At 38.0% G+C, this 18717-nt stretch carries 18 protein-coding genes, 1 other RNA gene and 1 pseudogene; 12 read left to right on the top strand and 8 right to left on the bottom strand.

Annotated elements, in window-relative coordinates; genetic code table 11:
* Positions 1-78 precede the first annotated feature (78 nt).
* Positions 79-1255, top strand: a pseudogene (locus SOS22_RS01940) (IS256 family transposase).
* Between the two features lie 123 nt (positions 1256-1378).
* On the opposite strand, the gene SOS22_RS01935 reads toward SOS22_RS01940, so the two are convergent.
* The 4 genes from SOS22_RS01935 to serC all read right to left on the bottom strand — a co-directional run bounded on the left by SOS22_RS01935 (position 1379) and on the right by serC (position 6539).
* On the bottom strand, positions 1379-2728 hold the full coding sequence (locus SOS22_RS01935) for a hypothetical protein (protein WP_320596168.1): 1350 nt from the start codon (positions 2726-2728) through the stop codon (positions 1379-1381).
* Positions 2709-4088 carry an alanine/glycine:cation symporter family protein gene (locus tag SOS22_RS01930; RefSeq protein WP_320325988.1) on the bottom strand — a complete coding sequence of 460 codons (1380 nt, stop codon included), beginning with the start codon at positions 4086-4088 and terminating at the stop codon, positions 2709-2711. Before SOS22_RS01930 ends, SOS22_RS01935 begins: the two co-directional genes overlap by 20 nt.
* A gap of 205 nt (positions 4089-4293) precedes the next feature.
* Positions 4294-5457 (bottom strand): 3-phosphoglycerate dehydrogenase family protein, encoded by a 1164-nt coding sequence (locus SOS22_RS01925; RefSeq protein WP_320596167.1) that lies wholly within the window; start codon positions 5455-5457, stop codon positions 4294-4296.
* Complete coding sequence (serC, locus tag SOS22_RS01920; protein ID WP_320596166.1) at positions 5457-6539, bottom strand: 3-phosphoserine/phosphohydroxythreonine transaminase; 1083 nt, start codon at positions 6537-6539, stop codon at positions 5457-5459. Before serC ends, SOS22_RS01925 begins: the two co-directional genes overlap by 1 nt.
* Positions 6540-6709: 170 nt before the next feature.
* Here serC and mgtE point away from each other — a divergent pair, with 170 nt between their 5' ends.
* From mgtE to SOS22_RS01890, 6 genes are all read left to right on the top strand, one after another.
* Complete coding sequence (mgtE, locus tag SOS22_RS01915) at positions 6710-8053, top strand: magnesium transporter (RefSeq protein WP_320596165.1); 1344 nt, start codon at positions 6710-6712, stop codon at positions 8051-8053.
* A 16-nt stretch (positions 8054-8069) separates the two neighbouring features.
* A complete protein-coding gene (locus SOS22_RS01910) occupies positions 8070-9224 on the top strand; it encodes a CapA family protein (RefSeq protein ID WP_320596164.1) in 1155 nt (384 codons plus the stop codon).
* Entirely contained in the window at positions 9221-9676 is a 456-nt protein-coding gene (gene smpB / locus SOS22_RS01905; RefSeq protein WP_128519453.1) for an SsrA-binding protein SmpB, read from the top strand. Before SOS22_RS01910 ends, smpB begins: the two co-directional genes overlap by 4 nt.
* A gap of 23 nt (positions 9677-9699) precedes the next feature.
* Positions 9700-10088: a transfer-messenger RNA gene (gene ssrA / locus SOS22_RS01900) on the top strand.
* Between the two features lie 181 nt (positions 10089-10269).
* Positions 10270-10755 (top strand): flavodoxin, encoded by a 486-nt coding sequence (locus SOS22_RS01895; RefSeq protein WP_320325993.1) that lies wholly within the window; start codon positions 10270-10272, stop codon positions 10753-10755.
* Complete coding sequence (locus SOS22_RS01890) at positions 10715-11161, top strand: hypothetical protein (protein ID WP_320596163.1); 447 nt, start codon at positions 10715-10717, stop codon at positions 11159-11161. The genes SOS22_RS01895 and SOS22_RS01890 overlap by 41 nt, the downstream gene beginning before the upstream one ends.
* Positions 11162-11191: 30 nt before the next feature.
* Here SOS22_RS01890 and SOS22_RS01885 read toward each other — a convergent pair whose 3' ends face one another.
* Positions 11192-11887, bottom strand: coding sequence for a M57 family metalloprotease (locus tag SOS22_RS01885; protein WP_320596162.1), 696 nt, complete (start codon positions 11885-11887; stop codon positions 11192-11194).
* A 159-nt stretch (positions 11888-12046) separates the two neighbouring features.
* Here SOS22_RS01885 and SOS22_RS01880 point away from each other — a divergent pair, with 159 nt between their 5' ends.
* The 4 genes from SOS22_RS01880 to SOS22_RS01865 all read left to right on the top strand — a co-directional run bounded on the left by SOS22_RS01880 (position 12047) and on the right by SOS22_RS01865 (position 14707).
* Positions 12047-12640, top strand: coding sequence for a hypothetical protein (locus tag SOS22_RS01880; RefSeq protein WP_320325996.1), 594 nt, complete (start codon positions 12047-12049; stop codon positions 12638-12640).
* 82 nt (positions 12641-12722) lie between these two features.
* A complete protein-coding gene (locus tag SOS22_RS01875) occupies positions 12723-13736 on the top strand; it encodes a methylated-DNA--[protein]-cysteine S-methyltransferase (protein ID WP_320596161.1) in 1014 nt (337 codons plus the stop codon).
* A gap of 4 nt (positions 13737-13740) precedes the next feature.
* The gene (locus SOS22_RS01870; RefSeq protein ID WP_320596160.1) at positions 13741-14148 is read left to right on the top strand and encodes a hypothetical protein; all 408 of its coding nucleotides are present in this window, start codon (positions 13741-13743) and stop codon (positions 14146-14148) included.
* Between the two features lie 4 nt (positions 14149-14152).
* Entirely contained in the window at positions 14153-14707 is a 555-nt protein-coding gene (locus SOS22_RS01865) for a hypothetical protein (protein ID WP_320596159.1), read from the top strand.
* Here SOS22_RS01865 and SOS22_RS01860 read toward each other — a convergent pair.
* Complete coding sequence (locus SOS22_RS01860) at positions 14682-15110, bottom strand: DUF3284 domain-containing protein (protein WP_320596158.1); 429 nt, start codon at positions 15108-15110, stop codon at positions 14682-14684. The two genes, SOS22_RS01865 and SOS22_RS01860, sit on opposite strands and share 26 nt — an antisense overlap.
* Before the next feature lie 3 nt (positions 15111-15113).
* Complete coding sequence (locus tag SOS22_RS01855) at positions 15114-15818, bottom strand: XRE family transcriptional regulator (protein WP_320326001.1); 705 nt, start codon at positions 15816-15818, stop codon at positions 15114-15116.
* Positions 15819-16000: 182 nt separating this feature from the next.
* Here SOS22_RS01855 and SOS22_RS01850 point away from each other — a divergent pair, with 182 nt between their 5' ends.
* Positions 16001-16123, top strand: a complete 123-nt coding sequence (locus SOS22_RS01850) for a hypothetical protein (RefSeq protein ID WP_320326002.1) — start codon at positions 16001-16003, stop codon at positions 16121-16123.
* A gap of 74 nt (positions 16124-16197) precedes the next feature.
* Here SOS22_RS01850 and SOS22_RS01845 read toward each other — a convergent pair.
* Positions 16198-18717: DEAD/DEAH box helicase (locus tag SOS22_RS01845; RefSeq protein ID WP_320596157.1), on the bottom strand; the 2520-nt coding region annotated here is incomplete at its 5' end.

The following is an 18717-nucleotide window of genomic DNA, read 5'->3' as shown; positions in this document are numbered from 1 at the left end:
GAGTTCCGTTTGCATAGAAAAAGGAAGTCAATCCTTGTAGAATAATTGTGTCCAAAAAAATTCGAAAGGAGACTTCCCATGTCTAATTTTAACACAGAACTCTACAAAGCTTTAGCCTCCGATTCATCAATTGATGAAATTGTTCGTTAAGAAATTGAATCCTGTGTCAATTTCCTTCTGAAAACAGAACTAACCAGCTTCCTTGATTATGAATCTTATGACACAGCTGGATACAATACGGGCAATTCCAGAAATGGATACTATGTTCGTACCATCACGACCCGCTATGGTGATATCTAGGTTCAAATACCAAGAGATCGAAATGGTGAATTCAAACCGCAGACGATCAAACCTTATAAACGGAATACGGATGATCTGGAAACAACGATCCTGCAGCTTTATTCCAAAGGAATCATCACTTCAGAAATCAGTGATCTGATCGAGAAAATGTATGGTCATGCCTATACACCGGCAACGATTTCAAATATGACGAAAGCGGTAGAGGATCATGTGAAAGAATTCCATGAAAGAGCCTTGAATAAGCGTTATGTCGTTATCTATATGGATGCTACCTATCTCAATGTACGTCGTGATTCCGTTTCAAAAGAGGCACTGCATATTCTGGTCGGTATCACTCCGGAAGGCTATAAGGAAGTACTTGATTACCGTCTGTATCCGACCGAATGTGCTGAAAACTACAAGGAGACATATATAAGCGAGGCTGTCATGAAGTCCTTTTATTTGTCAGCGATGGACTGCAGGGCCTTCGTGATCGATGCCTTGAGATATTTCCTCATGACCGGCATCAATCCTGCTGGATACATATTCAGCGCAATGTTCTTCGACTGGTACGCAACAAGGATAAGCAGGAAATAGCGGATGCCCTTAAAGCGGTATATCAATGTAAAACATCAAAGGAAGCCAATAAAGCATTGGATGATTTTATTGAGACATACAAAGATAAATATCCAAAGATACAGGATCGATGTGAGAACCGGGACAGTCTATTCAGTTGGCTTTCATTTTCAAACGACATCCATGCAGCCTCTATACTTCGAACCTTATCGAAGGCTTGAACAAGCAATTGAAACGAAAGATCAAACAGAAAGAACAGTTTCCCAATGAAGCATCACTGGAACGTTTTGTATGCACCCAATTCATGGAATATAACCAACAATTTTCCAATCGGATACATCGTGGATTCAACAAGGTTCAAAAGGAACTGGTGGATATGTTTGATCAACGATACAAATAACAGCATGCATTATTCTGCAGGGTGGACTGTTTACACAAAATTATTTGCACTATCGTCTTCATGCTTTCAAGGGGAAATGAGTAGATAGAAAAAGATGCACATTTTTGGGTGCATCTTTTTGGTTTATTCATCAACGATCGCAATGGTTTGTACGTCATAGGTTTGTAGAACATCCACCATTTCTTTGGTGATGATTTCACCACTGACTGCAATTGGAATTGCAGGTGGACAAGATACGGATGGTTCACTACAAATATGTCCAATGGCTTCGGTTACGGGGACGAATGCTTGACGACTTAAGATAGCTTGGCGAATCGAAAGTTTTCGTGTTGGCTTTACCTGGAACAAAGCTTGTTGCGTGGATGGTAAAGGTTGTTTGTGTGGTGTTTCCAGTAGGGTTTGTTTTAAGCGTTTAAAATCGATGGGACGATTTTGTGGGGTAAACATGCAAACAAGAAAATCACTATCTGCGAATTCAGGTTCGGCATGATGGGCACGCAATCGTTCGGCGAGTTCATAGCCATGGATGCCCATTTGTGAAGCATGGATCGTTACCTTGGTTTTTTCTGAAGGTAAAACCGGAATGTTTGCTTGTATTAGTTCTGCTTTTAATTGATCTAGTTTTTGAATTAAAGCTTTTAATTCCGAACGAAAAGAAGTATCTAAATAGGCATTGCATCGATCTAAAGATTGCAAGATCAAATAGGATGGACTGGTTGACCCAAATAACATCATGGATGCTTTGGCCATTGGACCAACTTCTTGATTGGCTTGCTGGGAAAGGTGCAAATAAGAGCCTCCTGTTACGACAGGAAGGGTCTTATGGGCAGAATCGCAACTCATATAGGCGCCTAGGTCGATAGGATGTTGGGATTCGGGTAAAAAGTGTAAATAGGCACCATGTGCATTATCGACTAATAAGGGTACATCATATTCTTTGCAAACTTCGGCAAGTGCTTTGATATCACTCATTTGGCCAAGATAGTCTGGACTAGTGATATACAGACCAATGGGCAAAGTATCGGCTTGTTCGAATTTTTGTTTGACCTGTTCCGGTGTTACCACAACAGAACAAATGGATACTTGTTCTTCGTTAGGCATGATCCAGTCAATATCAATATCTAATAGGGCACAGGCATATAATAAAGCTTTATGGGCATTACGACCGGCTACGATATAAGGTCTGGTTTTTAATGGTTTTCGTTTGTATGCCAGGGCAATCATGGTACGAATGCTGAGACTCGAACCTTCCGCAGAATACAATGTTTTTCCGGTATGGAAAAGCTTGGATGCATTTTCTTCACTTTGAGCAATAATGCCATCGGCTTCATAAAGGGCATCGGCCCCTTTGATTTCTGTAATATCCAGGCTTTCAAAACCAAGAATATTTTGGCCTTTATGACCAGGCATATGTAGTCGTGATGTGTCACTTTCTTGATAGTTTTTGACAAAATCACAAATTGGTGTCTTCATCTTTGATCTTTCCACCAGTTGGAACCTTTTCTTTATATATGCGTACCAAAGTGCCACTGAGCAATAATAAGGCAATTAAGTTTGGAATAGCCATCAAGCCATTGGCGGTATCGGCTAGATCCCATACAAACTCTAAGCCACCAACAGAACCTACAACAATGAAGGCAATCCATATCCATCGAATAGGTAAAACTGCTTTTTTGCCCCAAATAAATTCACCTGAAACTTCGCATAGGAAGCTTGAAGTGATCAAGCAGCTATAACCAAACAAGAACGTACTGATCAAAATGAAATAATTACCGATGGATCCTGGCAGGAAGGTCGAGAATGCATGCATGGCTAATTCTGTACCGGACATGCCACTGACCCATTTTCCCGATAATATAATAACGAGTCCCGTTACTGTATTGATGATCATTGTATCTAGGAATACTTCCACAATGCCCCAAAATCCTTGGTTTTCAATATAGTCCACATCGGCAGAACAGTTCAGGGTTGGACTGGATCCCATACCGGCTTCGTTTGAGTTTAATCCGCGGGCTAAGCCGACAGTCATAATTTGCATGACGGTTGCTCCGGCAAATCCGCCAGCCGCTCCTTGTGGTGTGAATGCACCTATGATGATCGAGGCAAATGCATGTGGCAATTGTGGTAAATGTAAAATGACGATCATGGTACCAATGAAGATATAAATTAGACTCATAAGTGGGGTTAGCCATTCACATACGTTACCAATACGAGTGATTCCACCTAGAATAACTATGGCTGTTAGGAAAGCCATCACAATACCAGATGCCAATGGTGGAATATGCCATTGGGCTTGAATGCCTAATACAATACTGTTGGTGTCGACGATGGCGCTACATACCATGTAGGCAAAAATGGCCATAATACAAAAGAAATAAGCCATCCATTTGGATTTTAATCCTTTGTAGATGTAAAACATGGCTCCACCAATGTATTCGCCACGTTCATTTTTTTCACGATAATATAAGCCTAATGAAATTTCGGCAAATTTGGTTGCCATGCCAAAAAAAGCCGATAACCACATCCAAAATAGAGCGCCAGGACCGCCAGTTGCGACCGCTGTAGCAACACCAGTAATATTTCCCGTTCCAACGACACAGGCAATGGAGGCAAGTCCGGCTTTGGCACTGGCAATCGTACCTTGTTCGGTTTGACGTCGATGGTCTTCTTTCATTCGTCCCAAAGTTACTTTGCGAATATCTTTGATTCGTGATAGTTGTGGGAATTTCAAACGTACAGAAAGAAAGATACCGGTTCCTAATAAGAGGACAATCATGATTGGCCCCCATACGATATCATTCACAAAACTGTTAACTGAATTAATGATCTCCATTTCTCTTCTCTCCTTTATGTATTGATCATACTTCCATATTTAATCATAGGTAGAATGAATATGCTAATAAAAAATAGATGTATTCATTTTTTTCTATGGAACAGTGAAAGATGTGTATGCTTTTAAATGAAGGATTCAAAAATGAAAAACCGGCAACACATTAGATATTGTCGGTTGATTCAAAACAAGCGTTTTATCCAATTATTTAGTCATGGTATGTTGTAACGCGAATAATTCCATCCAGTGTTTTCAGTTTTTGAAGGGATTCCGCTAATGGTTCTTTGTCTAAATCCAACATCGTAACGGCAACATCACCGCGTGATTTATTAATCATGTTTTCAATGTTGTTGGTTTCGGAGAAGCTATCTGTAATCTTACTGATCATTCTTGGTTTATTGACATGGATCACCGAAACACGATAATTGTGGTTCCATTCCATTTCGCATCGAGGCAAGTTGACTGAATTGACAATATTACCATGTTCCAAGTAGTCCATAACTTCTTTGGCTGCATTTACGGCACAATTTTCTTCACTTTCTGATGTTGATGCACCTAAATGAGGAATAGGAATACAATGTGGATGACCAGCTAGTTTTGGTGTTGGGAAGTCAGTTACATAAACGGCAACTTTTCCAGAATCTAATGCTTCTAGCATATCTTCTTCATTGACCAATCCACCACGTGCCATGTTTAAGATTTTCACACCATCTTTCATTTGGCTGATTGTTTCTTTATTGATGGTATTCATGGTATCTGGGGTTTGTGGAATATGGATGGTAACGAAATCAGCGTCTTTCAATACACCTTCCATCGTATTTTCATGTTTGACCCAACGAGATAAGCTCCATGCGGCATCGACTGTCATATATGGATCGTAGCCATGTACTTCCATATCAAAGCGAAGGGCTGCATTGGCTACTCGACGTCCAATGGCACCACCAACACCGATGATACCTAATGTTTTACCAGCTAGTTCATGGCCAGCATATTTTTTCTTTTGTTTTTCCATATCTTTGGCAAGATTTGGATTGTCTGTTTGGCTTTTTGCCCATGTGATGGCATTGTAGATATCACGAGATGCGAGTAACATGCCGGCAAAGACTAATTCTTTAACGGCATTGGCATTGGCACCTGGGGTATTAAATACGGCAATACCTTTTTTTGTACATGTTTCAATATCGATATTGTTGACACCAGCTCCAGCACGGGCAATGGCTTTTAGGTTTGGATTATAGTCGATATCGTGTAAATTGGCACTACGTACGACAATGGCATCTTCATTGGTTTTATCATCGCCAATTTCGTATTGATCGGTAAATTGATCCAATCCAGCTTTGGCAATGTTGTTATAGAGTTTGACCGTGTACATTATGCATTCTCCTTTTCGAATTTCTTCATAAAGTCAATCAAATAATCTACAGCTTCTTCGGTAACGGCATTGTAGATACTTGCACGCATACCACCAACCGAACGATGGCCTTTGATATTCGCAATACCAGCTTTTTTTGCTTCAGCAACGAATTTCTTATCTAATTCATCATCACCGGTCACAAATGGAACATTCATAAGTGAGCGATCTTCTTTGTTGACATTGTTTGTATACAATTTTGAATTGTCAATGTAGTCGTATAATTTCTTAGCTTTGCGTTGGTTGATCTTTTCCATGTTTTCCAAGCCACCAATGACTTCTTCTAACCATTGGCAAGTTAAGCCAACCATATAGATGCCCCAAGTTGGAGGCGTATTGAACATAGAATCTTTTTCGGCATGTACTTTATAAGACAACATGCTTGGTAATTTATCTTGATCTGCACGATCTAATAATTCTTTTTTAAGAATAACGATGGTTACACCGGCAGGTCCCATATTTTTTTGTGCACCAGCAAAGATCAAATCATATTTTGTGACATCAACGGGTTCTGAGCAGATGCAGCTAGATAAATCGGCAACTAATAATTTTCCATCGTGTGGTGGTAATTGTTTATATTTAGTTCCAAAAATAGTATTGTTTTCGCAAATATAAACATAATCCGTTTTTGGATATAAATCTTCTTGTTTGATTTTTGGAATATATGTGTAGTTATCTTCTTTACTAGAAGCTGCAACATGAACATAACCAATTTTCTTTTGTTCTTTGATGGCTTTCTTTGTCCACTGTCCGGTATCGATGATATCAGCACCATTTTGTAACAAGTTCAATGCAACCATGAAGAATTGCGTAGAACCTCCACCTTGTAAAAATAAAATGTCATAGTCTTCGGGGATGTTCATCAAGCGACGAAGGCTAGCTTTGGCATTATCTATGATTTCTTTGAACTCAGCAGATCGGTGTGACATCTCCATGACGGACATACCACTTCCGTGATAATCCAACATTTCGGCTTGGGCCTTTTTTAATACCCATTCGGGGATGGCAGCGGGTCCGGCTGCAAAGTTATAAACTCTTGTCATTTTTTATACTTCCTTTCGTGACTGTACTTTTTTTATTATACGTATTCAATCAATAAATGCAAGAGAAATGTTCATAAAATAAAATCAAATGTATACATTTGGTGTACATTGCTTTATGGCTTTGTTTTGTTATTTTTCAGTGTTAAAATTGATTCGTGGAGGTGATATCTATGGAGAAAATTACACAAGAAAAGTTGCAAGATGCCTTGCAAAATCAAGATTCTTTTTTAGCATTCTATGTGGATGTAGAACCCGTTGATTTAGCACTAGCTATAGAAAATCTAGATGATGACGATATTCAAAAGATTTGCCAATGGTTAGAGGATGAGCCTTTGAGTGAATTGATCGAAGATGCAGATGATGATTTACGACTTCGTTTATCTTCTTTCATAGATGATCATCGCTTGCTTTCTGTATTTAACTTTATGCAGAAGGATGATATTGTCGATATTATTGGTGATTTGCCCATTGGCCGAAAGAAAGCATTGATCAATTTAATGCGTTCGGGTGATCAAAAGATCATTAAAGAATTGTTGAAATATCCAGAAGAATCTGCTGGTGGTATCATGACCACTTCCTATATTGCTATTAAAGCCAACTGGACGGTTGCTCAATCTTTACAGCGTATTCGTGAAATTGCAGATAAGTCCGAGGTTATCGAAACGTTATTTGTTATCGATGATACGAAACGTTTGATTGGTGAAGTAGATCTTCGTAATATGTTGGGTGCACAAAAGGCACAGCGAATTTCAACGATTATGGATGATTCAGTTATTTCCGTTCAACCTGAAGTGGATCAGGAACAAGTGGCTCGTTTGGTTTCGCGATATGATTTAACTTCCATTCCGGTTGTCAATAAACGAGGAGCTATCTTAGGTATCATCACAGTCGATGATGTCATTGATGTTATCGTTGAAGAATATGAAGAAGATATGTTACAGATGGCCGGAGTCAATCGGGAAGAGGATCTTTCAAGTACTTTAACAGAATCCATTCGGATGCGATTGCCTTGGTTATTGATCAATTTGATGACAGCTTTTTTAGCTTCCTTTACGGTTAAAATGTTCCAAAATACGATTGAACAAGTGGTGGCGTTATCCGCTACCATGACCATTGTAACAGGAATGGGTGGTAATGCTGGAACACAAACGATGTCCATCTTGGTTCGAGAATTGGCAAAAAAAGAGATTTCTTTAAAAGAAAACTGGCAAGCGTTAGTCAAAGAATTGCTATTAAGTGTTGTAGATGGTGCTGCAACCGGTATTGTTACGGCTATCATTGTGTATTTTATGTATGGAAATTTCTATTTGGCTTTGATTATTTTTATTGCCATGATTGGTAATTTATTGGTTTCTGGTTTATTTGGCTTCTTGGTGCCTTTAGGTTTAAAGAAGTTACATGCAGATCCAGCTATTTCATCGACGATATTTGTTACAACGGCAACGGATGTTTTAGGCTTTTTTATTTTCTTAGGTTTAGCAAAATTATTTATATCGCACTTAGCAGGAATGTAGAAGTATGAACGTTTTAATGAGAATTTGGTTTGTAACCTTTTTAGTAATGTGTGTATTTGGATATTTGATGAATCAGGTCCAACCCATCACGACTCTATCTAAAAAAACGAGTGCCAGTACCAACACGGATTCGTTTACGGTCATGGGTGTAGGGGATAATCTTTTGCATGATGTGATTTTTCGCAACATGGATCAATCTATGAAAGATGTCGACTACAATGATTTCTATAAAACAATTAAAAAATATACAACAGCGGATTTAAACTATATCAATTACGAAACGATTTGTGCGGGCACAAAGAATGGCTTATGGTTGGATGGTTATCCTTCGTTTAATGGACCAGCCAAATTTAATGATGCCGTTGCGAATGCTGGATTCAATTGGTTCAGTCTATGCAGTAATCATACCTATGATCGGGGAACGTTGGGTGTGCAGACAGAATTGGATTATATCCAAAAACATTGTAAAGATGTTACGGTAACGGGTGCTTATCAAACCAAGAAGGCATCTGAAACACCGACTGTTGTGAAAATTCATGGAATTCGGGTTGGTTTGGCAAGTTATGCCTATGGATTTGAGTCTCAGCCGGATGATCCGGATACAGCCTGGATGGTCAATAAAATCAGTAAAACAAAGATTAAAAAAGATATGAAAAAGTTGAATAAGGTCAGTGATGTGCAGATTGTTACCATGCATTGGGGCACGGAATATCATACCGATGTCAACAATATGCAAAAAGAGTATGCGAAATTATTGAATTCGTTAGGTGTAGAAGTGATCATTGGTACCCATCCGCATGTGATTGAACCGGTTGAATGGATTCGGAGTGATAAACAAGATACATTGTGTTATTATTCTTTGGGTAATTTTATAAGTGCGCAGAATGCGAATGATAATATGATTGGTGGTATGGCATCTTTTAAGGTGACCTATGATCATGATAAGAAAAAGGCGACGGTCAGTGATGCTGCATTTACACCAACCATCACATATTATGATTCCAATTATAACAATTATCAGATGTATACCATTCATGAATGGACGAATAAAAAGGCAAAGACACATGAAGTTACGGTAAGTGAAGGACAGGATATTTCGAAAGAATATGTGCAAAAATATGTTAAGAATGTAATGAAGGATGTAAAAGGAGTAAAGATTGTTACAGAATGACTAATCGAAAAATAGTAGTAGAAAATCGAAAAGCGCGTCATGAATATGAATTGTATGATCGTTATGAAGCAGGTTTGGAATTAAAGGGTACGGAAATCAAGAGCATTCGTTTGGGGAAGGTTCAATTACGAGATAGTTATATTAGTATTCGTAATGGGCAAGCATTTATCAAGGGTATGCATATTTCTCCCTATGAATTTGGAAATCGATTCAATCATGAAGAAGATAGGGATCGTCGTTTGTTGTTGCATAAAAATGAAATCTTAAAACTGGATCAAGCCACACGTATCAAAGGCTATACGGTGGTTCCCGTTTCTTTATATCTTTCTAAGGGATTGGCGAAAATGGAGATTGCGTTAGCCAAAGGAAAGAATTTACATGATAAGCGTGAAGCCAATAAAGCTAGAGATGCCAAACGTGAAATTCAAAAGGCCTTGAAAAATCGATACTAGAATGGTATGATTAAGTACCTTCTGGGGGTGTATTTTTGGTATTCGATGAGTATTTGTTTGGATACTGCCACAGTCGCGAAGGAACGCGTTATAACCAAAAAATTTAACTGCTAAAAACAAATTGGCTAATGTATTTGGTGCAAACCAAAGCATGGCTTTTGCTGCTTAATTGAGTCGTAGATAGACCTTGCAGCCCGGTTGACTGATCTTTGCTTTCTTTGTCAGCAACACGCGTTCATACTAAGAAGATATAGATAAGTGATCATTCTAAGCTTGTCATGAAAATTCTAGAATGGCATCAATGAGCAATCGTTTCTATCCGGTTCCATTGATCATAAAGATAGAAAAAACTGTAAACGCAATATCGTGGGACGATGCTTAGACAGGAGTTCGACCCTCCTCACCTCCACCAAAGGAAATAAAGCCCTTTATAGAAAGGGCTTTTTTGTTATAATCATGGAAACTTCTATGAATTGCTTTTATGTCAATATTGAAAAAGAACGCATTCAACTTTTCGCTGATAAAACAAGAGTAAAATCCTAGACACATGTGCAAAATTTGAATACTATAATAAGTGAAAAGAGGAAATGCGTATGTCAAAGAAATATTTAATTGTATATTATAGTCAATCAGGTAATACGAAGTCTGCTGCAGAATTGATCCAACATGTCGTGGATGCTGATCTTTGTGAAATTGAAGCGCAGGATCCCTATCCAACCAATTATAAAGAACTATTAAAACGGGTTCGGAAAGAAATGGATGCAAATGTTGATGTGGCCTATAAACCTGTATCCGTTGATGTATCTTCGTATGATGTGATTTTCGTAGGTACTCCAAATTGGGGTGGAAAAGTAGCCTTGCCATTGGCGACATTCTTGAAACAACAGGATCTATCCGGTAAGACCGTCTTGCCATTCCTATCACATGGAGGTGTTGGCAAACAAGATATTGAAGATGATTTGAAAGAATTATGTCCAGGGGCTAAAGTGGGCTCGGCCTATTCTGCTTTTCAAAAAGTCGAAGAAGATGATGTCGAAGATGTCATTGCTTGGATGTATCAATATATCGATCGTGCATAATATTTCTAAAAATCCATCGGTTTATCTGGTGGATTTTTTTAATGAAGGAAGAAACAATAATACGATCAAGACACATTTTTTAGACAGATCATTTGTTAGGATGCATACGAAGAAAGGAATGAATCGTATGTATATGACAATAGAAGAAGCAGAAGCTTGTTACGGTCCAATGGTTCGTTTTTACAAAGAAAAGTCGAATGAAATGATTTGGCATACGTATCCAGTGAAAGAAAATTTTGTTACTTATTTTTTTAGTTTTGATCGAAAAATCATTTATGAATTCTGGACTGATTTTCCTCAGAATTTGACGGGTGAAGAAATTTATACATTCACCAAAGAAAATCCGAGGATGGCAGAATTGCGTGGTTGTCGGATCATACATGGTAAATTGAATTGTGAATCATGAAAAAGGATGGATGAGAAGTCCATCTTTTTTTTATGTTGTATACAAGGATGCTACTTTATTGATATCTGTTTGTTGGATACCATAATAAGAACCAGCCGACTGCATAACGGAGATTTCAGAATCATCATGATCCAAACCAATGGCATGTCCCAATTCGTGTTCAGCTGTATGGATGATACGATCTGTGGTATAGCCATAATATGGGTTTTCAATCAAATAATAAGAATTCAATGTGATCGTTGCATGGGTTATTTGATTGGTCAATACATTTCGCTCTGTTTCGGTAAGACCAGCTGCTTCTGAATTGGAATCGGAAGTATCGCTAGCGACAATATCTGCATTGGATGCATCATCCGTTATGGTAAAGGTGAATACACCCGTATCATTCCAATTTTGGATGGCTGTTTGATATGCCGAATGTAAGGCTTGATTGGTTGATCCAATATAAATAGTAGCGGTATTTGATGGCCATTTGATACCGGTATAATAGGAATACGTATCTGTTGTTACGTTTGTATTGTTGTTGGTCAAATAACGAACAATATCATTTCTTGTTGATGTGATGGATTTCGCCAATTGTGAATCACTATTTTGGGCATAGAGGTTAAAACCTGCCAAAAGTATAAATACAACAAGGGCAATCTTAAAAAGGCCCCAGATCAAATGCAGAACAATGCGAAACAGAAAAACGGGAATGTAAAATATAGTTTTCCAAATTTTTTTCATTGTATATCCCTCTTTTCTGGTCTTGAAACAGTATCAAGTATACCTTAAACCGGCTTTAAATTTAAAAAACATTTTAAGAGTCCCGTTTTTTGGATATGTCACATTCTATATTGATCATAGAAAAGGGGTTCGTTCTATACGAACAAAGGAGACAAAAAAATGAAAAAGGGATTTAAGATCATGATGTGTGCAACGATGATCCTGTCCATGGGATGTATGCCGATTTATGCACAGTCAGCAAGAACTGAACAAATGGTGGAAGTATCGATGAAACACAAATATTGGCGCAGTGGAATGTATAAAATAGGTAGTGATTTACCGGCTGGTGAATATTATTTAAAAGGGAAAGGATATTGGGAAATTGATGCAGATGCCTCGGGTGAATTTGAAAGTATCCTGGCCAATGATAATATAGATCGAGCAGCTATTGTATCGGTTTCTGAAGGACAATATCTCAAAACAGTGGGTCGAATCAAGATCTATACATATGGCGATCATCCAAAGATCAATGTACATAAATCAGGAATGTTCAAGGTGGGGGTCGATCTTCCGGCTGGAGAGTATCAATTGGTTGTTGATAAAAAAGCAAAAAATTTAGAAGATACAGGCTTAGGTGGTTATTATGAAGTATCTGCAGATGCAACGCATCAATTGGAAAGCATCATTGCGAATGGTAATTTTGAAGAGAATACGTATTTAAGTGTATCGGATGGACAATATCTAAAATTAAACAATTGTCATATTTCCGAATAAAGTGAGGATCTTCTCGCTTTTTTCGAAATGAAATCCGCTCTTTTTGGAAGCATGGCATCTATGGTTGTATTACAATATACATATGAAACAAGAAGAAATGTGGCAGGCCATTATACATTGTGATGCGTCCTATGATGGTAAATTTTATTACGGGGTGAAAACAACAGGGATATATTGTCGTCCATCCTGCAAATCAAGAGTTCCTAAATTAGAAAACGTATGTTTCTTTGCCAGTCAAAAAGAAGCGAAAGAAGCAGGCTTTCGTCCTTGTAAACGATGTCGACCGGATATCTTTTCGTATGATCCGATTGAAACGTTAGCCAGCCAAACAAAAGAAATCATTGATCAGCATTTTCAGGATCAAACCCAACTGAACCTGCATCTGAAAAATATGGGGGTCACCCGAAAACATGCGTCAGCCGTTTTTAAAAAGCAATACGATATCACACTTTCCGATTATATCCGACAAACCCGGATGGCTTATGCTCGACAATTACTGCAAGATGGGTTGAGCATATTGGATGTTTCACTCGAAGTAGGTGATTCGAATTTATCGAGTTTCTATGATCAATTTCATCGTGAAACAGGTATGAGTCCGGCTCGGTATCGACAGATTTTTGCGAAAGATATCAGTCGGACACAAATAGAAACGCCGATTGGAAATCTACAGATCATGGCTTCAAAAGAGGCGATTTTATGTATTGAACAGTCTTCAATATCCATAGATCCGATGATTCATGCCGATGCTTCGGGAAAATGGATCGAGGCATGTTGTAAAGAGCTGAAAGAATATTTTGATAAAGAACGAACTTCCTTTGATTTACCTCTTGCGTTAGAGGGCACGGATTTTCAAAAACAAGTTTGGCAACAACTACAAACGATTCCTTATGGCCAGACACGAACGTATGGTGAAATTGCCGCCCAAATTGGGTATGCTAAAGCGAGTCGAGCTGTGGGTATGGCCAACCACAATAATCCGATATTGATTTTGGTTCCTTGTCATCGTGTCATCGGTGCCGATGGAAGTTTGACTGGCTATGCAGCCGGATTGGAAGCAAAGAAATATTTGTTGACATTAGAAAAAATGATAAGATAGCTATATGCAAGAATTATTGATGCGATATATTCGAATAAGTTTGGCGTTATTGATGGTATGGATCGGCAGTAATGTCTATGTGATCAAAAAAGGCATGGATATAAAAACACCATTTTTTCAAGATCATAAAACTGGAATCATGATGATCGTTGGTATTTTATGGAATGGGATCTTTGTGATCTTATTTATGTCTTTGATCGTGCCAACCATTTTGGATTCTTCTTATTTACATGCGCATGCCTATCCAATGATCGTTGGAAAGATCACGCAAATGGAACATCAACAAGTAACAATACAAGGAGAAGAAGATCGAATGACCTTGGATATGAATTTGAAAAACCATAAAGTAGGAGATCCGATTCAAGTGCAGTATTTACCAAATCTTCATAAAGGAATAGAAATTGAGAGGTGAGACCATGCATCTATCGATTTTATTTGGTCAATTGAGTTTGATCATCTGTTGCATCTTTTATTTGATTTGGTGGAGCTTATGTTACAAACCCGGCCTAGTCGTAGATCGTATCCATGGATTTCGTGGTGTTTTATTATTGATCACGGCCCTTTGTGGATTGGTTGGCGTTTGGCTAAGTATGCACGGAATGAGTGAATTGACGATTCGACATTCTATGTTTTCAGGTTCAAGGATCATGGGTATAGGCATCTTTGTGTATATTGTGCTTGTATTGATCACGTTTTTTGGCTTTCATCGGCCAGTGACAACCGAACTTTTCCTCATTACAGGTTGGTTGATCTTAGAAATGTGTTTGATCAATACTCTATATGGCGCACAGATCCTATCTATTTCGCGATTTTGGAACTTATTCTTTGTTTTAATGGTAGCTTTTGTTGTGAGCATCCTTTTGTATATACTCTATTATCGTATGGAAGCTATGAAGGCTTATTATGCAGCCATGATTCCTTTAATGACAGAAGCAATCAGTATGATCATTGTTTTGATCTTGAGTTTTTAATGATCGAATGCTCTATGGCTTTGATCATTTTTTTTGCACGCTTTTTTTGGGCACGAAGAGCAGAAGAAGATAATTCTTGTTTATCAAAGCGATCATATTTTTCCGTATAGGTCACAAGACAATGGTTTTCATCAATAGGCTCTAGACGATAATGCAGAACGGATGTATCTAACGATGTTGTAAAGTGGACCAGATATTCTTGATCCGATACGAGTTTTTTGACATGGACCTTGATCATGCTTCCTTGTCGTTGAGTCGATTTTTTCTTATATCGATATCCACAAGACAGATCGGCTTCCGTCATGGTTTGGTGCGTTACATTTTGAATGTCATTGATCAACGATTGAAGCAATACGTGATAAAAATCATGTGCGCTTACTTTTAATTTCATCTGTATTTCCATAGTTTACACCCTTTCTGCCACGCCAATCACTTTTCCCATACAATAAATATCTTGACCTTCTTCGAATGGAATATCGGTATATTCTGGATTTATGGAATGGAGATGATCCTTTTGAAATTGTTTGATCCATACTTCACCATTGATGACAAAAATACCCATTTCATTTGGTTGAATGGTTTCTTGTTTGTGAACAAGAACATATTGACCATGATGAAATTTGGGTTCCATACTATTGCCATCGACCTGTAAGACATAGTCCGCTTTTTGTGCTTGTGGACCATCGATAATTTCGATGTTTTCTGCTTCATTATCGAAAATCCAATTTCCTAAGCCCGCACTTGGTCGTGCACTAAAAAAGGGGATTGTCCGTGTTGGAAGGATGGTTTTTTCTTGACGCTGACTTTCAATGGTGAGCAAAGCTAAGATGGCTTCTTGACCAATTGAATCTAAATGGCGAAATTGGTGAATCATTGTTTTTTCTTTTGAAGTGCACACAAATGCTTCGTCTATATGACAATCCAATAAGTCGGCCGAAGAAATCTCTAAGACTTTACACAGTTGTACGATCTTATCGGCATCGGGTTTATTGAGATCACGTTCCCAATTACTGATCACACCTGCCGATCGGACACCCACCTTTTTGGCAAGATCTTTTTGTTGATAGCCATGTTGTTCACGCGCTTGTTTAATTCGTTGTCCTAAACTCATGCTCATTCCTCTTATGGATACTATACTTTTTTTTAGTCTTTGAATCAAGAATAACTTGAATCAATATTTGACAAACAAGATTAAATGATATACATTGAAGTTGTTCAAGAAATACATGAATGGATTCATGACATAAATAATGTCAATTCTACTTATATACTGACAATGGAGGAGGAATTAAGATGAATATACATAAATTACATTACAATTTAAATTTATTGGTTTTGGCTTTGGGAAAAGTACTGGTATTGGGTACGGTTGAATTGGTAGCAGTTTTGGCTATTTGTGAGTATTGCTTGCGATGATATGTTATACTGGATAAGAAGAGAGAAGAAATAGATTAAGCAAAAGGACAAGTCGTATACTTGTCCTTTTGTGCTTATTGGAGCAAGGCTTCCAGATCTTCTTTTGAAATGGTTGTATTGCTCATTTGTTCACCGGATAAAATATCATCGGCTAATGCTTGTTTCTTTTCTTGAAGATCGAGAATCTTTTCTTCAATTGTATCTTTGATGATGAGTTTATAAACGGTGACATCATTCTTTTGACCAATGCGATGGGCACGGTCAGTTGCTTGGTTTTGTGCAGCTGTATTCCACCAAGGATCATAATGAATGACGATATCAGCACCTGTCAAATTTAATCCTGTACCACCTGCTTTTAAAGAAATAAAGAAGACAGGTACCTCATTTTTATTAAAGGCATTCACGCGATCGATACGAACATTTTTCTTGGTTGATCCTGTGATTTCATAATAGGCAATTTGTTTTTCTTGGCAGTCTTTTTCTAATTTTTCCAACATGGTCGTAAATTGAGAAAAGACCAAGATCTTATGGCCACCTTCGATCGCATTTTCAATGAGATCCATACAAGCTTCTCGTTTGGCGCTGCCGCCATCATAATTTTCTAAACAAAGCGATGGATCGCAACAAACCTGACGAATGCGCGTCAACAGGGATAAGATCTTAAAGCGTTGTTTTTTGAAGTCTTCATCATTGGTTTTTTTCAATAATTGTTGTAGCTTGCTAACTTGTCCATTATAGACATGGGTTTGTTTCTTATCCATAGAAACATATTGCACTTTTTCCAGTTTATCTGGTAAATCTTTTAAGACATCTTTTTTCAGTCTTCGCAAGATAAATGGTGAAATCATTTTGCGTAGTTGTTCCAAATGCTGTTGGTCTTGTTGCTTTACGATCGGAATTTCCATATTTTTGCGGAAATAATCATAACTATACAAGCAGCCAGGCATCAAATAATCAAAGATGCTCCATAATTCTTGCAGTTGATTTTCGATTGGTGTTCCCGTTAAAGCTAAACGACATTGACTGTTGATCAATTTTACCGATTTGGCTGCAGCTGTGGTGTGATTTTTGGTATATTGTGCTTCATCGATGATTTCATAATGGAAATGAACATCTTCGTATTCGGCAATATCCCGTTTTAATAAATCATAAGACGTCACTAATACATCATAGTTTTGATAGTTACCAATGATTTCTTTTCTTTCTTTTTTCGTACCACTTACCAATGCGGTTTGAAGTTGTGGGGCAAAACGCTCGATTTCGGCTTTCCAGTTATAAACAAGCGATGCCGGACAAATCACTAACGAAGGCGAAGGTTGTTCTTCTTTATGAGAAGCTAAGACGGTGATTACCTGCAAAGTTTTGCCAAGCCCCATTTCATCGGCCAAGATACCACCAAAATGATAGGCTTCCAACGTTTTGATCCATTGATATCCTTCTTCTTGATAAGGGCGCAGTTGGGCATGCAATTCTTTTGGCAACGCAAACTCTTCATTCTTAAATTTTTTGATCGTATTTTTAAAGCTCGCATCCTTACGTTGACGTAGATCATTTTTTTCTGCCAGCATGCGATCCAGATAAAACGCTCGATACATAGGAATGTTCATTTTGCCAGAAACCAATTGTTTTGGGCTCATATGCAACGATTCCATCATTTGTTCTAGAGATTGTAAGCTTTGCGCATCCATTTGAACAAATTTACCAGAAGACAGACGATGATAGGTCTTTTTTTCTTTATAATGTGACAAGATCTCAATGAGATCTTCTTGACTTAGATCATCACTCGTGATTTGAATATCCATTAAGTCACTGTCTACCGATACGCCAACTGTGATCTTTGGTTTGGTGATGATTTGGAGGCGTTCAAACCGTGAGGTGGCTTCAACCGTTCCATATTGTAAGAGCATATCAATGCCTTCGGTTAGAAATTTGTAGATATGATCGTCATCTTTGATACAAACCATTTGTTTATTTTGATATTGAAAATCAAAGTCTTGCAGAATTTGAAAGATTTCGGTTTCCCGTTCGATATAGCGATGTTCTCGACGAGATGGATCGTAGTAATAACCTTTTGTATCTAGTGTGATTTCATCGGTCATACGATAGTGTTTTTCATCATAGATGGCATCAATGGTACAGATCATATGATCATCATCGGCATCCAAATAAAACGTAAAGTCTGGTTCTGGTGGTAAGATGGCCTCAATCGTTTCTGGTTCAATGATTTCGACATGCGACGTTTCTTGGATCTTTGGCAATTGATCATAGTAAAAATGAGCTAGATGCTTGTTGCCAATTTGGAAAGTGATGTCATCATTTTCATCATGAGGTATATGGATAAATGAGTTAGCTTGTTCCAAAGGAATGCGATAAAGAGTATTTACTTTGAAATAATAGCCATAGCGAATTCCTTTGATGATTGTTGGGATATGGCCCCTCACTTGTACACCTTGGGTGAATTGATTTTGTATCAATGGTTTTACCGTAAAGGAAATATCCAAATTCGTGGATTTGGTTTGAATGGGCTTTTTTTCATATTCTGCTGGAATGGTTTGGATAATTTCATAAAAAGCATCAATCGTTTGTCCGGAAAG

It is taken from the genome of Absicoccus sp., assembly GCF_034090965.1.
Taxonomy (GTDB): domain Bacteria; phylum Bacillota_I; class Bacilli_A; order Erysipelotrichales; family Erysipelotrichaceae; genus Absicoccus; species Absicoccus intestinalis.
The sequence above is the reverse complement of the archived record's forward strand: the minus strand, read 5'-3'. Positions and strand labels throughout refer to the sequence as shown.